The sequence below is a fragment of the Nonomuraea candida genome, assembly GCF_000725485.1.
GTDB lineage: Bacteria > Actinomycetota > Actinomycetes > Streptosporangiales > Streptosporangiaceae > Nonomuraea > Nonomuraea candida.
On the sequence record NZ_JOAG01000075.1, the window covers coordinates 1 to 19,115 of the forward strand.

Sequence of the window (19,115 nt, forward strand, 5' to 3'; positions counted from 1 at the left end):
TCGTGGCGGGTGGCGGCCAGCAGGTGGACCGTGGTGCCGTCGGCGGTGCGGCTGCCACGCAGCGTCTTACCGTCCACGGCCAGGCCGGACAGCGGATGCCCTCAAACCGCCCGGTCTCACCGAGCCCGCGTGCGTCTCACCAGCCCAGACGCATCGGCCCTAACCGAGGAGCAGCTCCTCTTTGAGGTGAGCGAATAAAACTGGAATCTCTACAGTCGGGCATATGCAGGTAACGCTACATGCATCGCGAACGATGGATTGTGAGACACTCGCGAATTTCACCAATAGCAGATCGGCCACTACCTGGGAACAAGGGTCCCTCGGTCCCGGCTTCTCCGGCATAGCTGACGCTACGCAGCCCAATCCATCCCAATATCGGTTACCTCGACCCGCTGCACTCGTGGGTCGCCCTGAAGCCTCCGGATGACTTCTGGTGATGCCGTTACAACGAATCCATGCACGAGCGGGTTCATGGAACTGCTCCTAAGGGAGTCCAGGCTGAGACCGAAGGCGGCCAATGCATCGGTATCGTCACCGTTAAGCGATGCCACCCATTGTTGAAACTGGTTGACACGCAGGTGACCGGCGGAGCCGCAATCAAATCCCATTGTGCCACACGGGCCACCAGACCAGGTTAGCAGCTTTGTTCCTCTACCGCCTACTGGACCAAGAACCACAGCACTGATCCGGCTGTCCCACATCTCCCATGCCTCGTCGAGGACCTCCTCGCTCTGCGGTGTGCGCAATGCAACCACAGCTGTTATCACTAGCGGATCTTCCAGTTGCGCTAACAGCCTATTAAGATAGTTCGAGGTCCGCTTCGGGGGGCGCCTACTATCGCCGAGAGCAGCTATTGAGTCGGTAGTAAGCGTTTGTTCCAGACGAGGCCTCTCAATCGTTCCCGCCGAGGAGAGTCGTAAGGCGACGGTAAACCTGTGCCATTGAAATGAGTTTCTGAAGTAGGCAGACCGCGGACTAATTGGAATTTCTATGATGCCATCCCGTGGGTGGATATCAAAATTTGCGCTTTCCATATTAAAATAGTCGACAATGTAACCTGGGCTAGATATGCTGAAAGCATTTACGATCACCCTACGTGCATGCTCTTCAGTAACATACTTTCCCCACGGGCCGGACCCTCGAAAAGCCACGAACCCTCCCGCAGCAGCAACTAGAAGAATCACTACAGCCACGAGTCCCTTGCGTCGAAGTTTCGTATGCATGCAGCCTCTCTCGAATTATTCAGTCATCTGTCCAGCATCCCTCACTGCTTGGGAGCAAAGGTGTACCCAAGATTAGATGTGAGGGTGCCGGGCTGCAAGGCGGCTGGTTGGGGCCCTCATGGTTTAGAGCTCCAACCAGCCAAAGTCTGCTCAAGGTCTAGTTGAGCCCACCTGTCAGCGTGGGATCCGGGACGGTGCACCCCTTGTTGGCGAGCCGCATGTTGAATACGCCTTTCTCGCGGATCACCCTACAGCGGTAGGCATGTTCGGCAACCACCAGATACTTGGCGCTCTTGACCGTGAAGTCGAACTTCACTCGGCCGACCATTTTGTGCGCGAAACTATCGATGCTACAAGTATTCAGATGCTTCGCCGTGCAACGAATGTAGATCGCTGCTCCGTTTGCCTTATCGGCAACGATGTTGGGTTGCGTGTCTGCGAAGTTGTTCTCCGCTCTGTCGATGCATTGCTCACCCTGAACTTGGCCGTATGACAGGCCGACGTCGGCAGCCTGCTCACTTGTTCCGAGTGTCAGGCCGGCACTGATCTGGGTTGAATCGAGGCTATGCTCATAGCAAGCTCCGGCCCTCATCTCCATGGCCTTGGTCTTCTTGTCGTCGATTTCGTAGGACTTTTTCAAAGCCTTGAGGAGATTTTTCGTAAACGTCGGAAGAGGCTTCTTCGGATTCCATTCTGCGCTGTTGCCAGGGAAGATGTAGAGCCAATTCTCGAAACGCTGCGCAGACCATGACTTCAGCGGATCTTCAGCGGCATCAGGATCCCAGGGCTTCCACGTGGAGACGATGGAAGACTGGATGTACCAGTTCTTGCGCCCGAGGCTTTGAATGATCTCGCAGTAATTCTGCTGGTGAGTGATACTGCAGCGCTTGTTCGATTTTCCAGCGGAGGGCAGCCCAAGTGGCGACATGCCGCCCCCGACGGCGCCTCCTCCTTCGTTGTCGGCGCACACTCGGCGGACGGTGTTGCTTGCCAGCCGCTCTGGCCGAAAACCTTCAGGATCGACAAAACCAGCGCAGGCATCGATGCTGTCGGTGGAATCCCGGTAGTCCGGAAGCGGCATCTGAATGATGGTCATGTTGCCACACCTATCGAAGGCGTGTGCCTCGATAGTGGGCGCGCTGGGCTCAATCTGACCCAGGACACCAACACCTGAGGTGCTCGGCGCTTTGGTACTGGGTCCACCGGTATCATTGGTGGTCCACGTGCGCTTCACTTCCGCCACCACGTGCATAGTTCCGTTGAGTCCAGGCTTCACAACGGCGTCGCTCAGCGTGACAGTTGAATCGCTCCTGCTCTTGCCCGCCCGTGCGAGCTCTTCTCGCTGCTCCACAAGCGCGGTGTTCAGGAGTGACAGCTTAGCGGTGTTCGGCGCGCTTGCGGTCACCCCAGGGGCCTCCCAGATGGTCGCGGCACGCCCCTCTACGACCGCATCCTGCGCCTGGTAATAGGCCTTGACTCGATCGATGTACGCCTGTGCTCCAGACTCGGATGCAGTCCTGGTCTGCGGTTGCTCGCCGTCAAGGAACGGGATGCACGGAGTGGCCGCATCCTTGACTGGCGGCGGCGGCACGGCCTTGGGCGCAACGGGTGTTGCTTCCCAGTCGCTCTGGCCGAAAGCGGTCTTGGCGCGCACCTTGAGCGTGTGCGCCTCACCATTCGTCAGACCGGTGATCGCCGCATATGGGACGGTCACACTCATGGTTTTGACCACCGTGCCGGTGCTATTAGCCACCTCCACGTCGTAACCGTCCAACATCGCCAGGCTGCCGTTGTTTATCGGCAAGCCCCAGCTGGCGATGGCACTTGCGTCCCCGGCCTGGGCGACGAGGTTGAGCACTTTGCTCGGCGGACCAGCCGGAAGGTACGTGAGTACCAATGACGGTTGCTCGGCCGCCTCACCGAAAGTGATCACTTCGTCCGTGCTGGAGGTGAGCAACAGCCAACGGAAAGCATCGTCGGCGATGTCGGCCTTGGGAGCAGTGATCGGTAGCGTAAAGTCGCCGCCTGCGTCGGTATCCCGACCCAGATCAGTGCCCATAGTCTCGTTGGTGATAGGCCTCTTCAACGGCGTGGCGGTGATTATCGCGTCCCCTGGACACGATCCGGTTGCACACGTTGGAGCGCCAAGGTTGAGGACACCTTCGTTTATCGCTGCTCCATCCGGGAGTTCAGCGAGCTTGAACCCAATGACGGCGGCGGTCTTAGCGGTGCCGGTGCCACCGATCCGTATCACCGTGTCGTCGGCCACCGGGCATGGCTGACCGTCGCAGGCAGTCGGGTCGGTCTTGGCGGTCTTGATGACGAAGCTGTCTTTGCCCAACGTCAGATGCCGGACGTCCTCCACTGGGGGCGGCGGGGGTGTGCCGGGGGTGGTGAAGGAGACCGGGGCGGTCTTGGGGGTGCAGACCTCCTCGATCAGGGGAGTGGTGGGTGTGGTTGGCGTGGGAGTCGGGGTGGGAGTAGGCGTTGGCGTCGGGGTGGCTCCCACCGCAGTTTGCATGTCTGCCTGGATTTCGGCGGCGGTCTGCGCGCGGTTGTAGATGCGCAGTTCGTCGATCGCGCCGCTGAAGTATTCGCCCCAGTTGGTGTTGGCGCCGATCTGCAGGGCGCCTCCGGAGTCTTCCAGGGTTCCGATCGGCTTCTGCGCGACCTGCTGTCCGTTCACGTACAGGCGGGCGGTGGTGCCGTCGTGGGTGACCGCCAGGTGCGACCAGGTGCCGGTCGAGAGGGCAGTAGTGCCGTCGACCTGCTGGTGTGCCCCTCCGGAGCGCAGCCAGCTGCTGGGTACGGCTCCGTTGGATGCGTACAAGCCATATCCGACGCCCGCAGTGTAATCCTTGAAGGCGACGCTGCGCCAACTGCCTAGGTTGGTGGGGTTGATCCACGCGGACATGGTCATCCCCTGGGGCAATGCCAGAGTGGCATTGTGCGGGACGGTGACCTTGCTGGACGTGCCGTTGAAGGACAGCGCCTGGCCGAACTTTCCGGTGGTCCAGGTGGTGTTCTGGGCAGTGCCGGCGTTGTTCTTGCCGGACGTGTCGCCGACGCTTGTCCCGCTACCTTCGTTCATGCCGTAGGCCGCCACGAGTCCCTGTGGAAGCGGCGTGGGAGTGGAGGTGGGCGTCGGTGTGGGTGTTGGTGTGGGGCTCGGCGTGGTTAGGCCGCCCTGGCCGACTACGCAGGCCACCATCTGCCACTTGTAGGTGGTGCCGGGCTGGACGGTGTTGGCGGGAATCTGGAAGGAGGCGCGTTCGCCGCCGTTGACGTTGCGTACTCCGAACGGGGCCGAACCGACCGGGGTTCCGGCGTTGTCGTACAGGTAGTACTTGGCGGTTACCGGGCCGCCGGAGGGCCGGTTGACCATACCGGACAGGATCGGCTGGGCCGGATCCGCCATACCGGTCTCAGTGTCGGTGGGCAGCGTCGCCGCGTCGGAGGTGATGCGGTAGGCCGGGCTCTCGTTGCAGGACGGCGGTGTTACGCCGGTACGGCAGGCCTTGACCACGAACTTGAAGCTGGCCGGGTTGTCCAGGGAGAAGATCCTCTCCGGGGTCTGGCCGGCGGGCACGTTGTTGTTGGTGGTGGTGCCCGGAGCGGTGACCATCGTGCGCAGGTCCGCGGCCGACAATACGCGCTGATAGACGTGGACGTCGTCGATGGCACCGGTAAAAGGCGTGCGGATGCCGGCGATCTGTCCCTTGCCGAACTGGAAGGGGCCGCGCGCGTTCCACTTCACGGTGTGGTCGCGTTCGTCGGACAACTCTCCGTCGACGAATAGGCGGATCTTGTGGGCGGACTGGTCGTACTGGACGGCCAGATGGGTCCACAGGCCGACCCTGGCGATATTCTTGGATGCTGCCCACAGCTCGCGGATGGTAGTGGGGTCGTCCTGAGTGACCAGGTCGAAGGCCCACCGCTGATCCATCCCCGAGTAGCCGGAGGCACTGAACGCCAGGGTGAAGGCAGGCTGGTTGATGCCTTTCTGGGCGAAGACCACCTGGTCTTTCGTGCTGTCATCGAGGCGGACCCAAGCCGTCACCGTGTAGCTCTGATCGGTGTTGAGCACGGGACCAGAGGTCGAACCGGACGCTCCATTGAGCTTGAGGGCTTGACTGACCTGCCCGGGCACCCGGCTGTAGTCGCCCGACAGCGTGATGGGCAGATTGTTGCCGGAAGCGTCCGCCGCAGTGGCACCGGAGGTTTCATCCAGTTTCCAGTGGGCCGCCTCACCAGTGGGAAGCTGTGCGGGTGGGGGAGCCATGGTGGAGTCGTTGACGCTGACCGTGTAATCCAGCGGGGTGGCTTCCGGCACCCTGGACTTGTAGGTGACCTTGACGGCGGTGGAACGAGCGATGGCGTCGTTGCCGTTCAGCGAGTCGATCGACTCGGCCGACACGGTCGGAATCTCCGGCGGCAGCACCCAATCCACGCTCAGCCTGGGCACGTTCTGGCCCCACAGTTGCGCCCAGAAGTAGAAGGATTCCGAGGGAGCGTTCAGCGGGAGTGCGGATTCTTCGGTCAGCTGGAGCATCAGACCGTGGTTGGCTGCACCGCCCGCCCATGCCTGAGTCATCGCGGTCAGATCCCAGCTCCACACCGAGCCGTTGCCGCGCGGCAAATCGCAAGCGCTGATAGAGGTGCGTCCCTCTGCGGTGGTAGACGGCTGCCTGCTCCAGAACGTCTGATCAGCCACCCACGCGCTGGTGATACGGTTGGCAAAGATCGACTGCCAGCTGGCCTGGCAGGCGCTGGCGGCCTCGCGGAGCGTTAGCTGCATGGTGGCCCTGACCACCTGGCGTCCGGAGATCGGACTGGTGTCGAAGGCCATCAACGCCCGCCGCGAACGTGGATTAGGCGTGCACACTTGGTTCGGCCAGGTTCCCGTGCACGTCTGGTAGTTCTCCCGTCCCACCATGCCAGGGGCGATCTGTGAGTTGGGCGACATGATGCCCACTTCCTGGGTGATGCCCAAGGTGGTGGTGGGATCGACGGTCACCGGGTACTGGGTGGCCGGGTCGGCCAGCCACGCCGCATCCGGCTTGAGCACCAGGACGCTCTGCCCGTCCCTGGTCTCCACGCTGGTCTTGACCTTGGCCTCACGGCCCGGCCGGTTGTCGGTGGTGTTGTCCGCGGCAGCATCCCACATCCGAGGTGCCGGCGCCGACAGAGCGGTCTTGGCCTTGCTGTCCTTGAGGGCCAGTCCGCCTCCCTGGGTCATCGAGAGCGTCAAACCGGCGGCTTGCACGGGTAGACGGAACTCCACCGGCTTGGTCGGCCGCTCGCGCAGCACCACGTCATGCCGGAACCCTGTGGGCAGGGCCGTGACGATCAGATCGGCGCCCGGGCCCGCGGCGTCGACGTATCGAGCGGCATTTCCGGTGATTTCCGGGCGCGGCAGTGGCGTCTCCCAGAATAGGGCGACACGCTCTTTCTCGTCCCGCTTTAGTGAGACGAAGGGGCCATCGCCGCCGAGAGAGAAGCTCACGTCGGCCTTTGCCAGTTTCGGCTTCAGAACGCCGTCCTGCTCCACGAGGCTGGTATCGATCCAGCCCCAGGTACCGTTGGCCTGCTTGAGCTGCACCGGCCCGCCGTAGGACTGCGTGGTCAGATGCCCGTCAGGAAAGGCCCACACGCGGGAACTTTCGGTGAAGCCCACCTCTACCGGCACTGGCTGCCCGGACTGGCGCGCCTGATCAACCGCCGCCCGCAGCGGCGCGTCAGGATCCTCAGGTTTGGGGAAGGTCGTCATCGACGGAGGAGCAGGTGTTGCGCTTGGGGCCGGTTCCGGATCCGCTGATGCCACCGCGGTTCCTGCCACTAGCAGCGATGCTGCCACCGTGAGCATTGTGGCTGCAGAGAGACGACGGCGCGGTTTGCCCTTCCGGCTCGTCGTGCTGGCTAACTGGTTCACTGACATCCGATCCGCTGAGGGGTAAATAGCAAATAAGCTTTACCTCTCAGCAAAATCATTTCGCAATATGAGATGAATCACCATAAATTGACCATAAATAGAAGTAACAATCTGGCGCCCAGAACGATGGCTCCAGATGACCAGCCTCTCCTTGGGCGGGTCTTGCAGCATGTCGTTACGGTCGGGGATGTACTGCTCGTGCATCGCGACGTGGAGCAGCGTTCGCACATCGTCGGGGTCCAGCCCGTGCATTGCGCACTGCCGCTCCAGCAGTGAGTGCGGCGGCGCGCGGTGGATCTCGGCCGACGTCACGGGGGCGTACTTGTAGACGCACCAGAGCGGTTCGGCCCCGTCCACGTGCGGCGCAACCGGTATCCCGGTGTCGCGGCGCGGGGTGTGCGTGTATCTGTTGGCGCCGGAGGGGACCTCGAACGTGGCCTCCCTCGCGAACCGGTCGTCCCTCGTCAGTAGGCGGGTGTAGTTCGTGCCGGCGCCCGCCAGGATGAACCTGATCTCCGGGTATGTGGCGCCCGGCGGCGCGAACTCCAGCCGCCGCCCCGTGGCGGCGATACGGATGAACGCGCCCATGATGGTCTTGCCGTCGATGGCGGTGGCGGTCAGCTTGGCCGCGTTCCACCGAGCCCGCGGCGGCTTGTCGAGCGTGACCGCGTTGACCTTCAGGTGCGGGGTCTCGGTCGCGAGTGCTTGGATCAGGCCGCCGGTGATGGTGTTAGCGATCACGGCATGGGCCGCGTTGTCCGTGCCGTCGATGATGTTCGTCACGTCACTGTGGTGACCGTCTCGTCGGGCCAGTAAACGGAGGGCATCTCGACGACCATGGTGAGGCGGGCGCGGCGGCGCCGACCGCACCTCCGGCTCCGACACGACGACGATGGTCATGTCAGCCACCCGGACGATGCCGCCTGCGGTGTAGCGCAGGTTCATGAACCGGTGCCGCACCCCCAGCAACGCGGAGAGGCTTCGTGGCTGGTCTCCGGCTGGGGAAGCCGCCGTTCCCGCCGCTGGAGGTGGCTCCGATCACGGTGAACACCAGGCTGAACGCGGTGAGCTCGTGGTCGAGGCCGACGATGGGCAGCTCCCCCGCCCGGCCGGGCACGGTGACGCGGCTCAGCCTGGGTCAGGCGGAGGGCATCAGGTCGCGGCGGCGCAGGAGCGCCAGCCCCGCCGCCGTCAGGGCGACGGCCACCGCGGTCAGCCCCAGCAGGGGCGCCACCGGTGAGGAGGCGCTGCCCAGCAGCAGCGCCGGCACGTGCACGAACGGCGACAGGCCGAGGACGGCCCCGGTGGCCAGCTTGAACTCCGCCAGCAGATCCACCACCAGGAAGAGGCCGAGCGCGGTCCAGCTCACGGCCGCCGCCAGCCGGGGCAGCAGGCCGGACAGCAGCGTCGCGATCCCGGCCACGGTCCAGACCGCGGGCAGGTAGGCCAGCGTGGCCACGGTGACGCGGGCCGGGTCGCCGTCGAAGGTGAGCCCCGCCGCCGCGCCCAGCACGGCCAGCAGCAGCACCGGGCTCACGGTGACGAACGCCAGGTGGCTCAGCGCCCAGCGCAGCCGGCCGACGGGGGTGGACAGCAGCAGCTCGGCCCGGCCCGCCGCCTCCTCGCCCCGGGCGCGCAGCGCCGCCACGAGCGCCGCGCCCGCGACGAGTTGGCTGAGCACGTACATCACGAATGTGAAGAACACGTCCGAGATGCCGGCTTCGGCGCCGCCGAGGGTCGCGGCCAGCTCACGGAACTGCGGCGTGTCGAGCTGGGTGTTCAGCCCGCGCGCCGCCACTCCCAGCACGGCGCCCAGCAGGCCGAACCCGATGGCGAAGCCCGCGAGCGAGCCGCGGTGCAGCCGCGCGGCCAGGCCGAACGCGCCCCGCAGCGTCCCGGTGGCGGGTCCGGGGCGGGCGGGCAGCAGCCCGCCGGCCACGTCCCGCCGCGCCGACAGCGCGAACGCGGCCCCCGCCAGGGCGGCGGCGAACACCGCGATCAGCCCCAGCACCCACCACTGGTCGCCGGCGTAGGGCCTGGTCAGCCGGACCCAGCCGAACGGCGTCAGCCACGCCGCCCAGCCCAGGCCGCCGGCGTCGGCCAGCGAGCGCAGCGCGAACAGCAGGCCGCCGGTGGCGACGGCGATGCCGCGCGCCGTGGCGGAGGAGGCGGTGAGCTGCCCGGTGACGGCGGCCACGGCCGCGAACGCCCATCCGCCCGCGGCGGTGGACAGCCCGAACAGCAGCGAGGAACCCGCGGGCAGACCGGCCGCGACCAGGGCGGGCACCGACAGCAGGCCGTGCAGCAGGTTGGCGGCCAGGACGACCGCGAGCGCGGCGGCCAGCGGGGCGTGCCGGCCGATGACCCCCGAGGCCAGCAGCTCGCGCCGGCCGGTCTCCTCCTCGGCACGGGTGTGCCGGACCACCAGCAGGATGCTGATCAGCCCGCCGATCAGCGCGAGCGAGGAGCCGAGCGTCCATGCGGTCAGGCCGCCCACGCTCGCGTCGTAGATGGGGCCGCGCATGGCCAGCTGCGCGGGATTGCCCGCCGAGGCCGCCGCGAAGGAGTCGCGGGCGGCCTGGTCGGGGTACAGGCCGGCGGTGGCGGAGGCGATGCTCGCCGGAAGCAGCGCGGTGATCGCGATCCACGCGGGCAGCAGCACGCGGTCCCTGCGCAGGATGAGCCGGATCAGGGTCCCCGTGCCGGTCATGGTGCCGGTCGTGAAGCCGCTCATGGGGCCGGTCGCGGGGCCGCTCATGGGGCCGGTCGCGGGGCCGCTCATGGGACCGGTCGCGGGGCCGGTCTCAGGGCCGGTCATCGGGCGGCTCCCTCGTAGTGGCGCAGGAACAGCTCCTCCAGGGTCGGCGGCTGCGTGGTGAGGGTGCGTACGCCCGCCCGCGCCAGCTCGGCGAGCACCGGGGTGAGCGCGTCGCCGTCCACCTGGCAGCGCAGCCGGGCGCCGTCCATGGTCAGGTCGTGCACGCCGGGCAGGACGGCCAGGCCGGGCGCCGGCCCGATCAGCTCGGCGGTGACGGAGGTGCGGGTGAGGTGGCGCAGGTCGGCCAGGCTGCCGGACTCGACGGTACGGCCGGCGCGGATGATGCTGACGCGGTCGCACAGCGTCTCCACCTCCGACAGGATGTGGCTGGACAGCAGCACGGTGCGGCCGTCGCGCTTCTCCTTCAGGACGCACTCGTTGAAGACCGCCTCCATGAGCGGGTCAAGGCCCGAGGTCGGCTCGTCCAGCACCAGCAGCTCGACGTCGGAGGCGAAGGCGGCCACCAGCGCCACCTTCTGCCGGTTGCCCTTGGAGTAGGTGCGGCACTTCTTGCGCGGGTCGAGCTCGAAGCGCTCCAGCAGCTCGGTGCGACGCGCGGGGTCCAGGCCGCCGCGGACCCTGCCCAGCAGGTCGATGACCTCGCCGCCGGTGAGCGAGGGCCACAGGGTGACGTCGCCGGGCACATAGGCGAGCCTGCGGTGCAGTTCGGTGGCGTCGCGCCAGGGGTCGCCGCCGAGTAACGCCATCCGGCCGCCGTCGGCGCGCATCTGCCCCAGCAGGATCCGGATCGTGGTGGTCTTGCCCGCGCCGTTGGGGCCGAGGAAGCCGTGCACCTCGCCCGTCTTGACGGTCAGGTCGAGCCCGTCCAGCGCCCTGGCCCGGCCGAAGGTCTTGACCAGGCCGTCGGCCTGCACCGCGGCGTTGTTCATTGCCGTCCCTCGTACTTCTCCAGGCCCGTCCGCGCCTGGTCGAACAGCTCGCGGCCGAGGAATTCCGGTCTGATCAGGTCGAGCTGGGCCTTGCCGACGCGCAACGCGCCCGGCGGGGCGTACAGGTCGGTGCCCAGCGCGCGGGAGACGTGCTCGTGCAGCACCGTGATGCCCAGCTTCATCGCCGTCAGCACGGTCGCGCGGGCGCGGTGATCGGCCTCGGCCCGCTCGTCGTCGGCGAGATGCGCCTCGGTCACGCTGACGAGTTCGTCGAACATCGCGGCGGCGGCGGGCGAGCCGTCCACGAGGGCCCGGCCCAGGTACTTCATCAGGGGCGGCGCGGTCCGGTGGACGTCCTCGACGAACTCGGCCTTGTCCAGGCCGCGGTCGGTGACGCCGGCGGTGACCTGCGCGCGCAGGTAACCCAGGACGTACTCGTCACACGCGTGCCTGAGCGCCTCCTTGGTGCCGAAGTGGTGCTGCACCAGGCCCGGGGAGACCTTGGCGGCCTCGGCGATCCCGCGGATGGTGGTGGCTTTGACCCCTCGCTCGGCGAACAGCGCCATCGCGGCGTCGCGGATGCGGGCGCGCGTCGTCAGGTCCTCTTCAGAAATTGGTCGCACGTCCAATAGTCTATACAAATGTATTGGCAGCCATGCAAGCGTTCAACGCCGGCCCGGGAGCTTCAGGCGTGCCGGCGGCGCCGGTGGTAGGCGTAGGCCAGGGCGAGCACGATCGGGCCCCACAGGTTCAGCGGGCTGACGCAGGCCGTGGCCAGGATCTCCCACCAGACGTTCGCGTAAGCGACCCGGTCGACGGCCCCGGCCCACTGGAGCACCGTCTGCACCGGCAGCATCGACAGGACCACACCCCCGGCCACCGCGGGAACGATCGCGGCCATCGGCCGCACGCGCCGGCCCCCGAGGAACGGGATCCAGCCCGGGACCACCTCTCCCCACCGGCGCACCAGGCCGATGCACAGCAAGGCCGCCAGCTCCGACAACACGCTGAGCCCGAACACGTACGGGATGGTGATCCACAACGGCGACACAGGCGCGTCGTCGAGCTGGCCCATCTCGAAGTGGAAGGCGAACGGCAATCTCCACAGGCACGAGGGCAGCAGCAGCCAGGGAAGCGCGTAGGCGGCGCGCAGCGCCCAGCGCGGGACGGGCCGTTCGGTGTCGCTGGTGGCCGGAGCCTTGTGCGGCAAGCTGATCGTCATCGTTCTACCTCCAGGACTGTCGTGGACAACGTGGACCCAGGCTGCGTCTCCAGGGCGGCGAAGACATCTGCCGATCGGCCGATTCGCCGGCGCGGGCCGCTGCCCTAGGGTGCCGTCATGAGATTCCTCGCCGGCGGTCCGGCGGCGGCCGGCGCGCTCGCGCTCACACTCGTCCTCCGGCCGCTCCCGAGCCCGCTCGTCGTCGTGCCCGCGCTGCTCACGGTCGCGGCCATGTCGCTCGTCTGGTGGCCGAGGGCACGCCCCCTCCTGGCGGCGATCACCGCGACCGCCGGTGTGGCCGGCGCGGCGGGCACGCTCGCCTGGCTGGCCGATCCGGGCATCCCCGGCGGCCCGTCGACCTACGTCCACACGATCGCCGTGCTCACGCTCATCACGCTGACCGTGCGCTGGTCCGCCGTGCGGCAGGCGGTGCCGGCGGTGGGGGTGGCGGCGGTCTCCGAGGCGCTGCTGGGGTTGCAGATCACCCAGCCGCCACCCTCGGGCCTCGACGCGGTCGCCCTCACCCTCTTCTGGTCCGTCGGCACGGCGGGCGCGGTCGGTCTCGGCGCCTATCTCCGCGCCCTCGACCGGCGCCGGGTCGAGGCGGTCAGGCAGGCGCGCCGCACCCAGCGCCTGCAACTGGCCCGCGACCTGCACGACTTCGTCGCCCACGACGTCAGCGCCATGGTCATCCAGGCCCAGGCGGCGCAGTTCCTGCTCGACCGCGATCCGGCCGAGGCCGCGGCGGCGCTGCGGGCGATCGAGGAGGACGGCACGCGGGCGCTGGCGTCGATGGACCGGACCGTGCGCATGCTGCGCGAGCTGGAGGGCGACAGCGCCTCCGCCGAGCCGCTGCCCGGGCTCGACGGCCTGCCCGAGCTGGTACGGCGATTCGCCGACGCGGGCTTCCCCGACACCGAGATGCGCGTCGAACCAGCCGGCCCGGTGCCCCGCGAGGTCGCGACCACGATCTACCGCATCGTCGTCGAGGCGCTCACCAACGTCAGGAAGCACGCGCCGGCCGGGTCGAGCGTCGCCGTCCGGGTGACCGACGAGACGGGGGCGGTCGTCGTGACCGTGACCGACCACGCGCGTGACCAGGCGCCGCCGCGCCTGCCGTCCGCCGAGCGCGCCGGCGTCGGCCTGGCCGGGCTGGCCGAGCGGGTGCGGGCGCTGGGCGGCGAGTTCACCTCCGGCCGCGCCGCCGGCGGCGGCTGGGTCGTCAAGGCGGTGTTCCCGTGACCATCCGGGTGCTGATCGCCGACGATCAGCCGGCCGTCCGGCGCGGCTTCCGCACGATCCTCGCCGCCCAGCCGGACCTGGAGGTGGTGGGCGAGGCGCCCGACGGCCTGGCGGCGCTCGGCCTCGCCCGCGAGCTGCGGCCGGACGTGGTCGTCGCCGACATCCGCATGCCACGCATGGACGGGCTCGAACTCACCCGGCGCCTGGCCGGCCCCGACACGGCGGCACCGATGCGGGTGATCGTCGTGACCACCTACGACCTCGACGAGTACGTGCACGCCGCGCTCCGCGCGGGAGCCTGCGGCTTCCTGCTCAAACACGCGGGGCCGGCGCTCCTCGTCGAGGGCATCAGAGCGGCGGCCGCGGGCGATGCGCTGATCAGCCCCTCGGTGACCGTACGCCTGCTGCGCCACCTCACGCCGTCACCCGCCCGCACGGGCGTACCGGGCGAGCAGCCGCTGAGCGACCGCGAGCTGGAGATCGTCAAGCTGGTCGCCGCAGGCAGGTCCAACCCCGAGATCGCCGCCGAGCTGTTCATCTCGGCCGGCACCGCCAAGACCCACGTGGCCAACGTCCAGCGCAAGCTCGGCGTGCGCAACCGCGTGGGCATCGCCGCCTGGGCCTGGGAACACGGCCACGCGTGAACCCGTCCGGCGGGCGGCCGCGATCCGGCGGCCCCAGCGGGTGGCGGCCGGCGCCCACCAGCCGACCGCGGCCATCGCCCAGCGAGTGGCGGCCAGCCACCGGCCGACCGCGGCCATCGCCCAGCGGGTGGCGGCCGGCGCCCACCGGCCGACCGTGGCCATCGTCTATCGGGTGGCGGCCAGCCACCGGCTGACCGCGGCCATCGCCGTCCCCTCGCTGTCGGCGTCGATACGGGCCGCGAGGTCGGCGATCGTGACCCGGCGCAGGGCGTCCGCCCAGGCGTCCTCGGCGGCGGCCATGGCGCGGGCGATCGCGCACGGCCGCTCACACCGCTCGGCCGGGACGGCGAGCGGGCCTCGCTGCCGGATCTCGGTGCACCGGTAGGCGGGCCCGTCGCCGTCGATGGCCCGCACCACCTCCAGCGCCGAGATCTGGGCGGCGGGCCGGGTCAGCTCGTATCCGCCCACCTGCCCGGCCCTGGACCGCACGATGCCGGCCCGCGAGAGCGCCTGAAGGTGCTTGGCCAGGTAGGCGGGAGGGGTGCCGTGCAGTTCGGCGAGCCTGGCCGCGGGGACGGGCTCGCGGCTCTGGCTGAGGGTGACGCAACTGTGCAGTGCCCACTCCACCCCGTTGGACAGCTTCATAATCACCAGCCTATCCAACTCGGACATCTTTTGTCCGAGACGTGATAGAACTCGGATAAAGACTGTCCGAGATCATTGGAGGGTACATGACATCGACCGCACCACCGTCGGCCAGGCAGACGCTCGGCCTGGCGGGACTGGCGATGTTCGTGGCAGCGGCCAACCTGCGACCGGCGATCGCCGCGGTCTCGCCGCTGGTGGACCGCATACGCGCCGACCTGGATCTGAGCGCGACCGGGGCGGCCCTGCTGACGACCGTTCCCACGCTGGCCATGGGGTTGTGCGCGCCGCTGGCCGCCGTGGCGGGCCGCCGGCTCGGGCTCCGTCGCGGAGTGCTGCTCGGCCTGATCGTCATCGCCGTGGCCACCGCCGCCCGCCTCGCCGGCGGACCCACCTGGCTGCAACTGAGCTGCGCGGCGGTCGCCGGGGCCGGGATCGCCATCGCCCAGACGCTGCTGCCCGCCGTCGTCAAGAGCCGCTTCGCCGGCCGGGCGGGCCTGGCCACCGGCGTCTACACCGCAGGGCTCGGCGCGGGCGGCGCCGTCGCGGCCGGAGTCAGCGCGCCCCTGGCCGGCTTCCTCGGCTCCTGGCCGGGGGCGCTGGCCTCCTGGTCGGTGCTCGCGCTGGCCGGGGCGGCAGCCTGGACGGCGTCCCGGCGCTCCCTGGCGCTCGACCGGACGGCCGCCCCCGCGGGCCCGCTCACCACGGGGCTGCCCTGGCGCAGCGGGGTGGCCTGGCGGGCGACCGCCCTGTCGGCGGCCAACTCCGCCCTGTACTACTGCGAACTGGCCTGGGTCGTGCCCCTGCTCCAGGAGAGCGGGCTCGGCGCCGGGGCCGGGATGCTGCTCACCGTGATGATCGGCATCCAGGTGGTGGCGATGCTGGCCGTACCGGCCGTGCTCGGTGAACGGCGCGACCCGCGCGCAGGGCTCACGCTGACGGCGGCGCTGACCGCGCTCGGCTTCGCCGGCCTGGCCCTCGCGCCCGCCACGGCGACGTGGCTGTGGATCCTCGCCCTGGGCATCGGACACGGCGGCCTGTTCACCCTGGTGCTGACCGTGCCGGTGGCGGTCAGCCGCGACGCCGCCGAGGCGGGCAGGATCAGCGCCATGGCCTTCTTCGTCGGGTACGGCTGCGCCGCACTGGCCCCCATGCTCGTGGGCGTCCTGCGCGACGCCACGGCCGGTTTCCGCCTCGCCTTCATCCTCCTGGCCACCGTGGCCGCGCTGACCATCGTGCCCATCGCCCGGCTCCGGAAGGGAGCGTCGCGTCCATGACCCGGCTCGACCCCGCCGAGATCATCGCCCTGTACCGCCGCTGCTACGCCGACCCGCCGTGGTCGGAGACCCCGGAGCAACTCGACGCCTACCCCGATCGCCTGGCGAAAGCCCTGGAGCGTCCCTCCTTCAGCGCGTGGGTCGAACGCGACCGGGAAGGACGGCTGATCGGGATCTGCTACGGCTGGCCGACCCCCGCCGACCTGTCGGGCAGCCGGATCTATGACCTGCTCAAGAGCTCCTTCGGCGCATCCGCCGTCTCCCAGCTGATCGCGGGCTCCTTCGAGGTCGTCGAACTGTTCGTCCACCCCGGGGCCCGTGGGAGGGGAATCGCCTCCGCGCTGCTCGCCCAGGCCGTCGCCGGCCGGCCCAGAGCATGGCTGATCACCTCTCCCCAGGCACCCGCCGCGCGGCTGTACCAACGCCTGGGCTGGCGGGAGGCCGGCCCGCTCCCGGGTGACCCTCCGCTCGCGCTGTTCACGTTCGACGGCCGCCGGTGCCGGAGGTGAACGGGCCACGACCGTCCGTGCCACCAGGGCCGTCACCACCGGCCGTGGCCGCCCAGGTAGCGGCGAGCCGTACCCGGGGCAGGGCCAGGCCCAGCGCGCCGAAGGCGAGCAGCCCGATCGCGCCGAACACGCCGCCGAGCAGCGGGTCGGGCAGCCGTCCCGCCTCGGAGACGACGAGGTAGAGGGTGGGGACGGCGGCGTTCAGCGCGCCGTGCCCGATGACGGCCGGCCAGACGCTGCCGGTGCGCAGCCGCAGCCAGCCGAGCACCGCGCCGGCCGCCACGCAGAAGAGCGTGAACGGCAGCACCGCCCAGGGCCCGAGCCCCGGGTAGTTCCAGCCGAGCAGGGTCAGGGGCGCGTGCCACAGGCCCCAGACGAGGCCGGAGGCCACGATGGCGCGGCCGTACCCGAGCGGGAGCAGGCGGGGCAGCAGGAAGCCGCGCCACCCCCACTCCTCGCCGAACGCCGTCACCGACGCGAACAGCGTCGACACCACGATCCCGCTCAGGACGCCGGCGACGGCCGTGGCGTGCGTGCCCTGCGGGAACGCCTGCCGGTAGCCGGAGAGCCCGGGCAGATCGGTGGGGAAGACCCCGGACAGCGCGCTGACCGCGATCACCGCGGCGATCAGCGCGGGGATGCCCGCCCAGGTGGCGGCGGCGTACCCGAGGGTCCGGCCCGGACGCTCGCCGAGGGTCAGGCCGGTCAGGCGCGGCCACCGCCGCGCGGCCGGGTCCTTGCGCAGCGCCGTCGCCAGCCACACCGCCAGCACGCCCAGCGCCGGTGAGAGCTGCAGCCCGGCGAGGGACAGCGGAAGCGCGGCGCTTCGCAGCCCCTGGCTCCACAGCGGGATCGCCGCCAGCCAGGCGCCGCCGAAGGCCACCGCCAGGAAGATGATGAGATCGGCTCTGTTCCTCATAACCGCAAGGGTGCGGGCCGCCCGCTCCGGCGGCCAGTGAGAAATTCACGAGGTTCCGGAGTGCGGCGTGAAGGCGCGGAAGACCCGCGTCGCTCGCCGTCTCCGTGACCTGCCGCCGCCCGGCGCCGGCAAGGTGACCGGGGCACCACGATCCGCGGCATGGCGGCGCGGGGTTCGCGTCAGGCGCGCGGGCCGAGGAACAGCCCGCCGCTGGCGTCGATGACCTGGCCGGTGATCCAGCGAGCGGCGTCGGAGGCGAGGAAGGCGACCACGTCGGCGACGTCGTCGGCGCTGCCGAGGCGGTCGAGCGCGGTCGAGGCGGCGATGAAGTCGGCCAGGCCGGGCGCCTCGAACACGGCGGCGTTGGCGCGGGTGCGGGTGGCACCGGGGGCGACCGCGTTCACGGTGATGCCCCGGACGCCGAGCTCGTTGGCCAGGGTCCGGCTCATCGTCTCGATCGCGCCCTTGGTCATGGCGAAGGAGGTCTGGGCGGGGTTGGCCATGCGGGTGGCGACGGAGGAGATGGTGATGATGCGGCCGCCGTCGCGCAGCAGGGGCAGGGCGCGCTGGATGATGAAGTACGGGGCACGCACGTTCACCGCGAACAGATGGTCGAATTCGGCGGGGGTGGTGGCGGCGAGCGGGCCGGCGGGCTGCGCGGCCGCGTTGTTGACGACGATGTCGAGGGGCTGTCCGGGCAGGCCGGCGTCGATGGCGGTGAAGAGCCGGTCGACGTCGCCGTCGGCGCCCAGTTCGGCCCGGACGGCCAGGGCGGTGCCGCCGGCGCGCCGGATGGCGTCGACGGTGGCGGTGGCGCCGGTCCGGTCGGTGCCGTAGTGCACGATCACCGTCGCTCCGGCGGCGGCCAGGCGGGTGGCGATCGCCTGGCCGATGCCGCGGGAGGCGCCGGTCACGAGGGCGGTCTTGCCGGTGAGCTGGTTCATGGGCACCGTTCCTTGATCTGTTAGTCGCTACCTATCTGGTAGTGACTATCACGGTGGTAGTGTCTATCACATGGCCGAGCGGCACTCAACCCTGCGGGCACAACGACGGGCCCAGACCCAGCGCACCATCCAGGCGCACGCGATACGCCTGTTCACCGCACGCGGATACGACGCCACCACCATGAACGAGATCGCCGAGGCCGCCGGCGTCTCCCCCATGACCCTCTACCGGCACTTCCCGACCAAGGAAGACCTCGTCCTGACCGACCGGCACGGCGAGCTCATCGCCGAGCACCTGGCCGCCTCCCCCGCCGAGGGGCCCCTGACCCACCGCATCGCCCGCGCGCTCATCGCCGCGGCGACCGCCCTGACCGGCGACGATGCGGCGGACGACCGGGAGTTCCTGCTCGTCCGCCTGCAGCTCATGATCGCCACCCCCGCGCTGCGGGCCAGGCACCTGGACAACCAGTACGCCCTCCAGCAGGCCATCACCAGCGCCCTGCACGACGACGCCGCCGATTCCGACGCGGCGGATCCCGACCCCGCCGATCCTGACGCGGACTTCCAGGCACAGGCGGCGGCCAGTGCCTGCCTGGCCGCCCTGCACACGGCCATGGTGCGCTGGGCCGAGGACGACGGCCGCAGCGACCTGCCCCACCTGATCGGCAGGGCCCTCGCCGCCGTCTTCGGCGACGAGGTCGTCGAACCCGCCCGATGAGCGGCCGGCCCCGGCCGTCCTCCCCGTACGCCCGCTAGTGGCTCGTCTCTGAACGTTGACCCGGTAATTGATCTCGGACGGTGAACCCGTCAGGCTGACTGCCTCTGCAACTCTTGGGAGGTGGTCGTGGCT

14 protein-coding genes are annotated in these 19,115 nt (G+C 69.2%); 5 read left to right on the top strand and 9 right to left on the bottom strand.

The annotated features are described in order from the left end of the window. Positions 1-1,380 precede the first annotated feature (1,380 nt). The 6 genes from IO39_RS51505 to IO39_RS41395 form a co-directional block, all read right to left on the bottom strand. A complete protein-coding gene (locus IO39_RS51505; protein ID WP_052424063.1) occupies positions 1,381-6,993 on the bottom strand; it encodes a LamG-like jellyroll fold domain-containing protein in 5,613 nt (1,870 codons plus the stop codon). 201 nt (positions 6,994-7,194) lie between these two features. Continuing rightward, positions 7,195-8,100: a hypothetical protein gene (locus IO39_RS41375; protein ID WP_157549667.1), complete on the bottom strand. Its 906-nt coding sequence runs from the start codon at positions 8,098-8,100 to the stop codon at positions 7,195-7,197. Positions 8,101-8,293: 193 nt separating this feature from the next. Next, the gene (locus IO39_RS41380; RefSeq protein ID WP_052424064.1) at positions 8,294-9,973 is read right to left on the bottom strand and encodes an ABC transporter permease; all 1,680 of its coding nucleotides are present in this window, start codon (positions 9,971-9,973) and stop codon (positions 8,294-8,296) included. Next, the gene (locus tag IO39_RS41385) at positions 9,970-10,863 is read right to left on the bottom strand and encodes an ABC transporter ATP-binding protein (RefSeq protein WP_043636395.1); all 894 of its coding nucleotides are present in this window, start codon (positions 10,861-10,863) and stop codon (positions 9,970-9,972) included. Before IO39_RS41385 ends, IO39_RS41380 begins: the two co-directional genes overlap by 4 nt. Beyond that, entirely contained in the window at positions 10,860-11,486 is a 627-nt protein-coding gene (locus IO39_RS41390; protein ID WP_157549669.1) for a TetR/AcrR family transcriptional regulator, read from the bottom strand. The genes IO39_RS41385 and IO39_RS41390 overlap by 4 nt, the downstream gene beginning before the upstream one ends. A 62-nt stretch (positions 11,487-11,548) precedes the next feature. Beyond that, on the bottom strand, positions 11,549-12,085 hold the full coding sequence (locus IO39_RS41395) for a hypothetical protein (protein WP_043636400.1): 537 nt from the start codon (positions 12,083-12,085) through the stop codon (positions 11,549-11,551). Between the two features lie 117 nt (positions 12,086-12,202). On the opposite strand from IO39_RS41395, the gene IO39_RS41400 reads away from it, so the two are divergent. Continuing rightward, positions 12,203-13,327, top strand: coding sequence for a sensor histidine kinase (locus tag IO39_RS41400; RefSeq protein ID WP_052424066.1), 1,125 nt, complete (start codon positions 12,203-12,205; stop codon positions 13,325-13,327). Continuing rightward, complete coding sequence (locus IO39_RS41405) at positions 13,324-13,971, top strand: response regulator (protein WP_043636402.1); 648 nt, start codon at positions 13,324-13,326, stop codon at positions 13,969-13,971. The genes IO39_RS41400 and IO39_RS41405 overlap by 4 nt, the downstream gene beginning before the upstream one ends. A 165-nt stretch (positions 13,972-14,136) precedes the next feature. On the opposite strand, the gene IO39_RS41410 is transcribed toward IO39_RS41405, so the two are convergent. Then, a complete protein-coding gene (locus tag IO39_RS41410; protein WP_043636404.1) occupies positions 14,137-14,616 on the bottom strand; it encodes an RrF2 family transcriptional regulator in 480 nt (159 codons plus the stop codon). A gap of 86 nt (positions 14,617-14,702) precedes the next feature. Between IO39_RS41410 and IO39_RS41415 the strand changes: the two genes are divergently transcribed. Together IO39_RS41415 and IO39_RS41420 are read left to right on the top strand one after the other, a co-directional pair. Further along, positions 14,703-15,893: an MFS transporter gene (locus IO39_RS41415; RefSeq protein WP_043636407.1), complete on the top strand. Its 1,191-nt coding sequence runs from the start codon at positions 14,703-14,705 to the stop codon at positions 15,891-15,893. Then, on the top strand, positions 15,890-16,402 hold the full coding sequence (locus IO39_RS41420; RefSeq protein WP_052424067.1) for a GNAT family N-acetyltransferase: 513 nt from the start codon (positions 15,890-15,892) through the stop codon (positions 16,400-16,402). The genes IO39_RS41415 and IO39_RS41420 overlap by 4 nt, the downstream gene beginning before the upstream one ends. Here the strand turns inward: IO39_RS41420 and IO39_RS41425 are convergent. Continuing rightward, positions 16,371-17,321, bottom strand: a complete 951-nt coding sequence (locus IO39_RS41425) for a CPBP family intramembrane glutamic endopeptidase (RefSeq protein ID WP_052424068.1) — start codon at positions 17,319-17,321, stop codon at positions 16,371-16,373. The two genes, IO39_RS41420 and IO39_RS41425, sit on opposite strands and share 32 nt — an antisense overlap. 179 nt (positions 17,322-17,500) lie before the next feature. Further along, positions 17,501-18,265 (bottom strand): SDR family oxidoreductase, encoded by a 765-nt coding sequence (locus tag IO39_RS41430; RefSeq protein WP_043636411.1) that lies wholly within the window; start codon positions 18,263-18,265, stop codon positions 17,501-17,503. A gap of 70 nt (positions 18,266-18,335) precedes the next feature. Between IO39_RS41430 and IO39_RS41435 the strand changes: the two genes are divergently transcribed. Beyond that, positions 18,336-18,983 carry a TetR/AcrR family transcriptional regulator gene (locus tag IO39_RS41435; RefSeq protein ID WP_043636413.1) on the top strand — a complete coding sequence of 216 codons (648 nt, stop codon included), beginning with the start codon at positions 18,336-18,338 and terminating at the stop codon, positions 18,981-18,983. Positions 18,984-19,115: the final 132 nt, after the last annotated feature.

What these genes read in the sequence shown, in the direction of transcription:
- IO39_RS51505 (WP_052424063.1), bottom strand. Translation starts at nt 6,993, where the DNA reads ATGACGACCTTCCCCAAACCTGAGGATCCTGACGCGCCGCTGCGGGCG.
- IO39_RS41375 (WP_157549667.1), bottom strand. Translation starts at nt 8,100, where the DNA reads ATGAACCTGCGCTACACCGCAGGCGGCATCGTCCGGGTGGCTGACATG.
- IO39_RS41380 (WP_052424064.1), bottom strand. Translation starts at nt 9,973, where the DNA reads ATGACCGGCCCTGAGACCGGCCCCGCGACCGGTCCCATGAGCGGCCCC.
- IO39_RS41385 (WP_043636395.1), bottom strand. Translation starts at nt 10,863, where the DNA reads ATGAACAACGCCGCGGTGCAGGCCGACGGCCTGGTCAAGACCTTCGGC.
- IO39_RS41395 (WP_043636400.1), bottom strand. Translation starts at nt 12,085, where the DNA reads ATGACGATCAGCTTGCCGCACAAGGCTCCGGCCACCAGCGACACCGAA.
- IO39_RS41400 (WP_052424066.1), top strand. Translation starts at nt 12,203, where the DNA reads ATGAGATTCCTCGCCGGCGGTCCGGCGGCGGCCGGCGCGCTCGCGCTC.
- IO39_RS41410 (WP_043636404.1), bottom strand. Translation starts at nt 14,616, where the DNA reads ATGAAGCTGTCCAACGGGGTGGAGTGGGCACTGCACAGTTGCGTCACC.
- IO39_RS41415 (WP_043636407.1), top strand. Translation starts at nt 14,703, where the DNA reads ATGACATCGACCGCACCACCGTCGGCCAGGCAGACGCTCGGCCTGGCG.
- IO39_RS41420 (WP_052424067.1), top strand. Translation starts at nt 15,890, where the DNA reads ATGACCCGGCTCGACCCCGCCGAGATCATCGCCCTGTACCGCCGCTGC.
- IO39_RS41425 (WP_052424068.1), bottom strand. Translation starts at nt 17,321, where the DNA reads ATGAGGAACAGAGCCGATCTCATCATCTTCCTGGCGGTGGCCTTCGGC.
- IO39_RS41430 (WP_043636411.1), bottom strand. Translation starts at nt 18,265, where the DNA reads ATGAACCAGCTCACCGGCAAGACCGCCCTCGTGACCGGCGCCTCCCGC.
- IO39_RS41435 (WP_043636413.1), top strand. Translation starts at nt 18,336, where the DNA reads ATGGCCGAGCGGCACTCAACCCTGCGGGCACAACGACGGGCCCAGACC.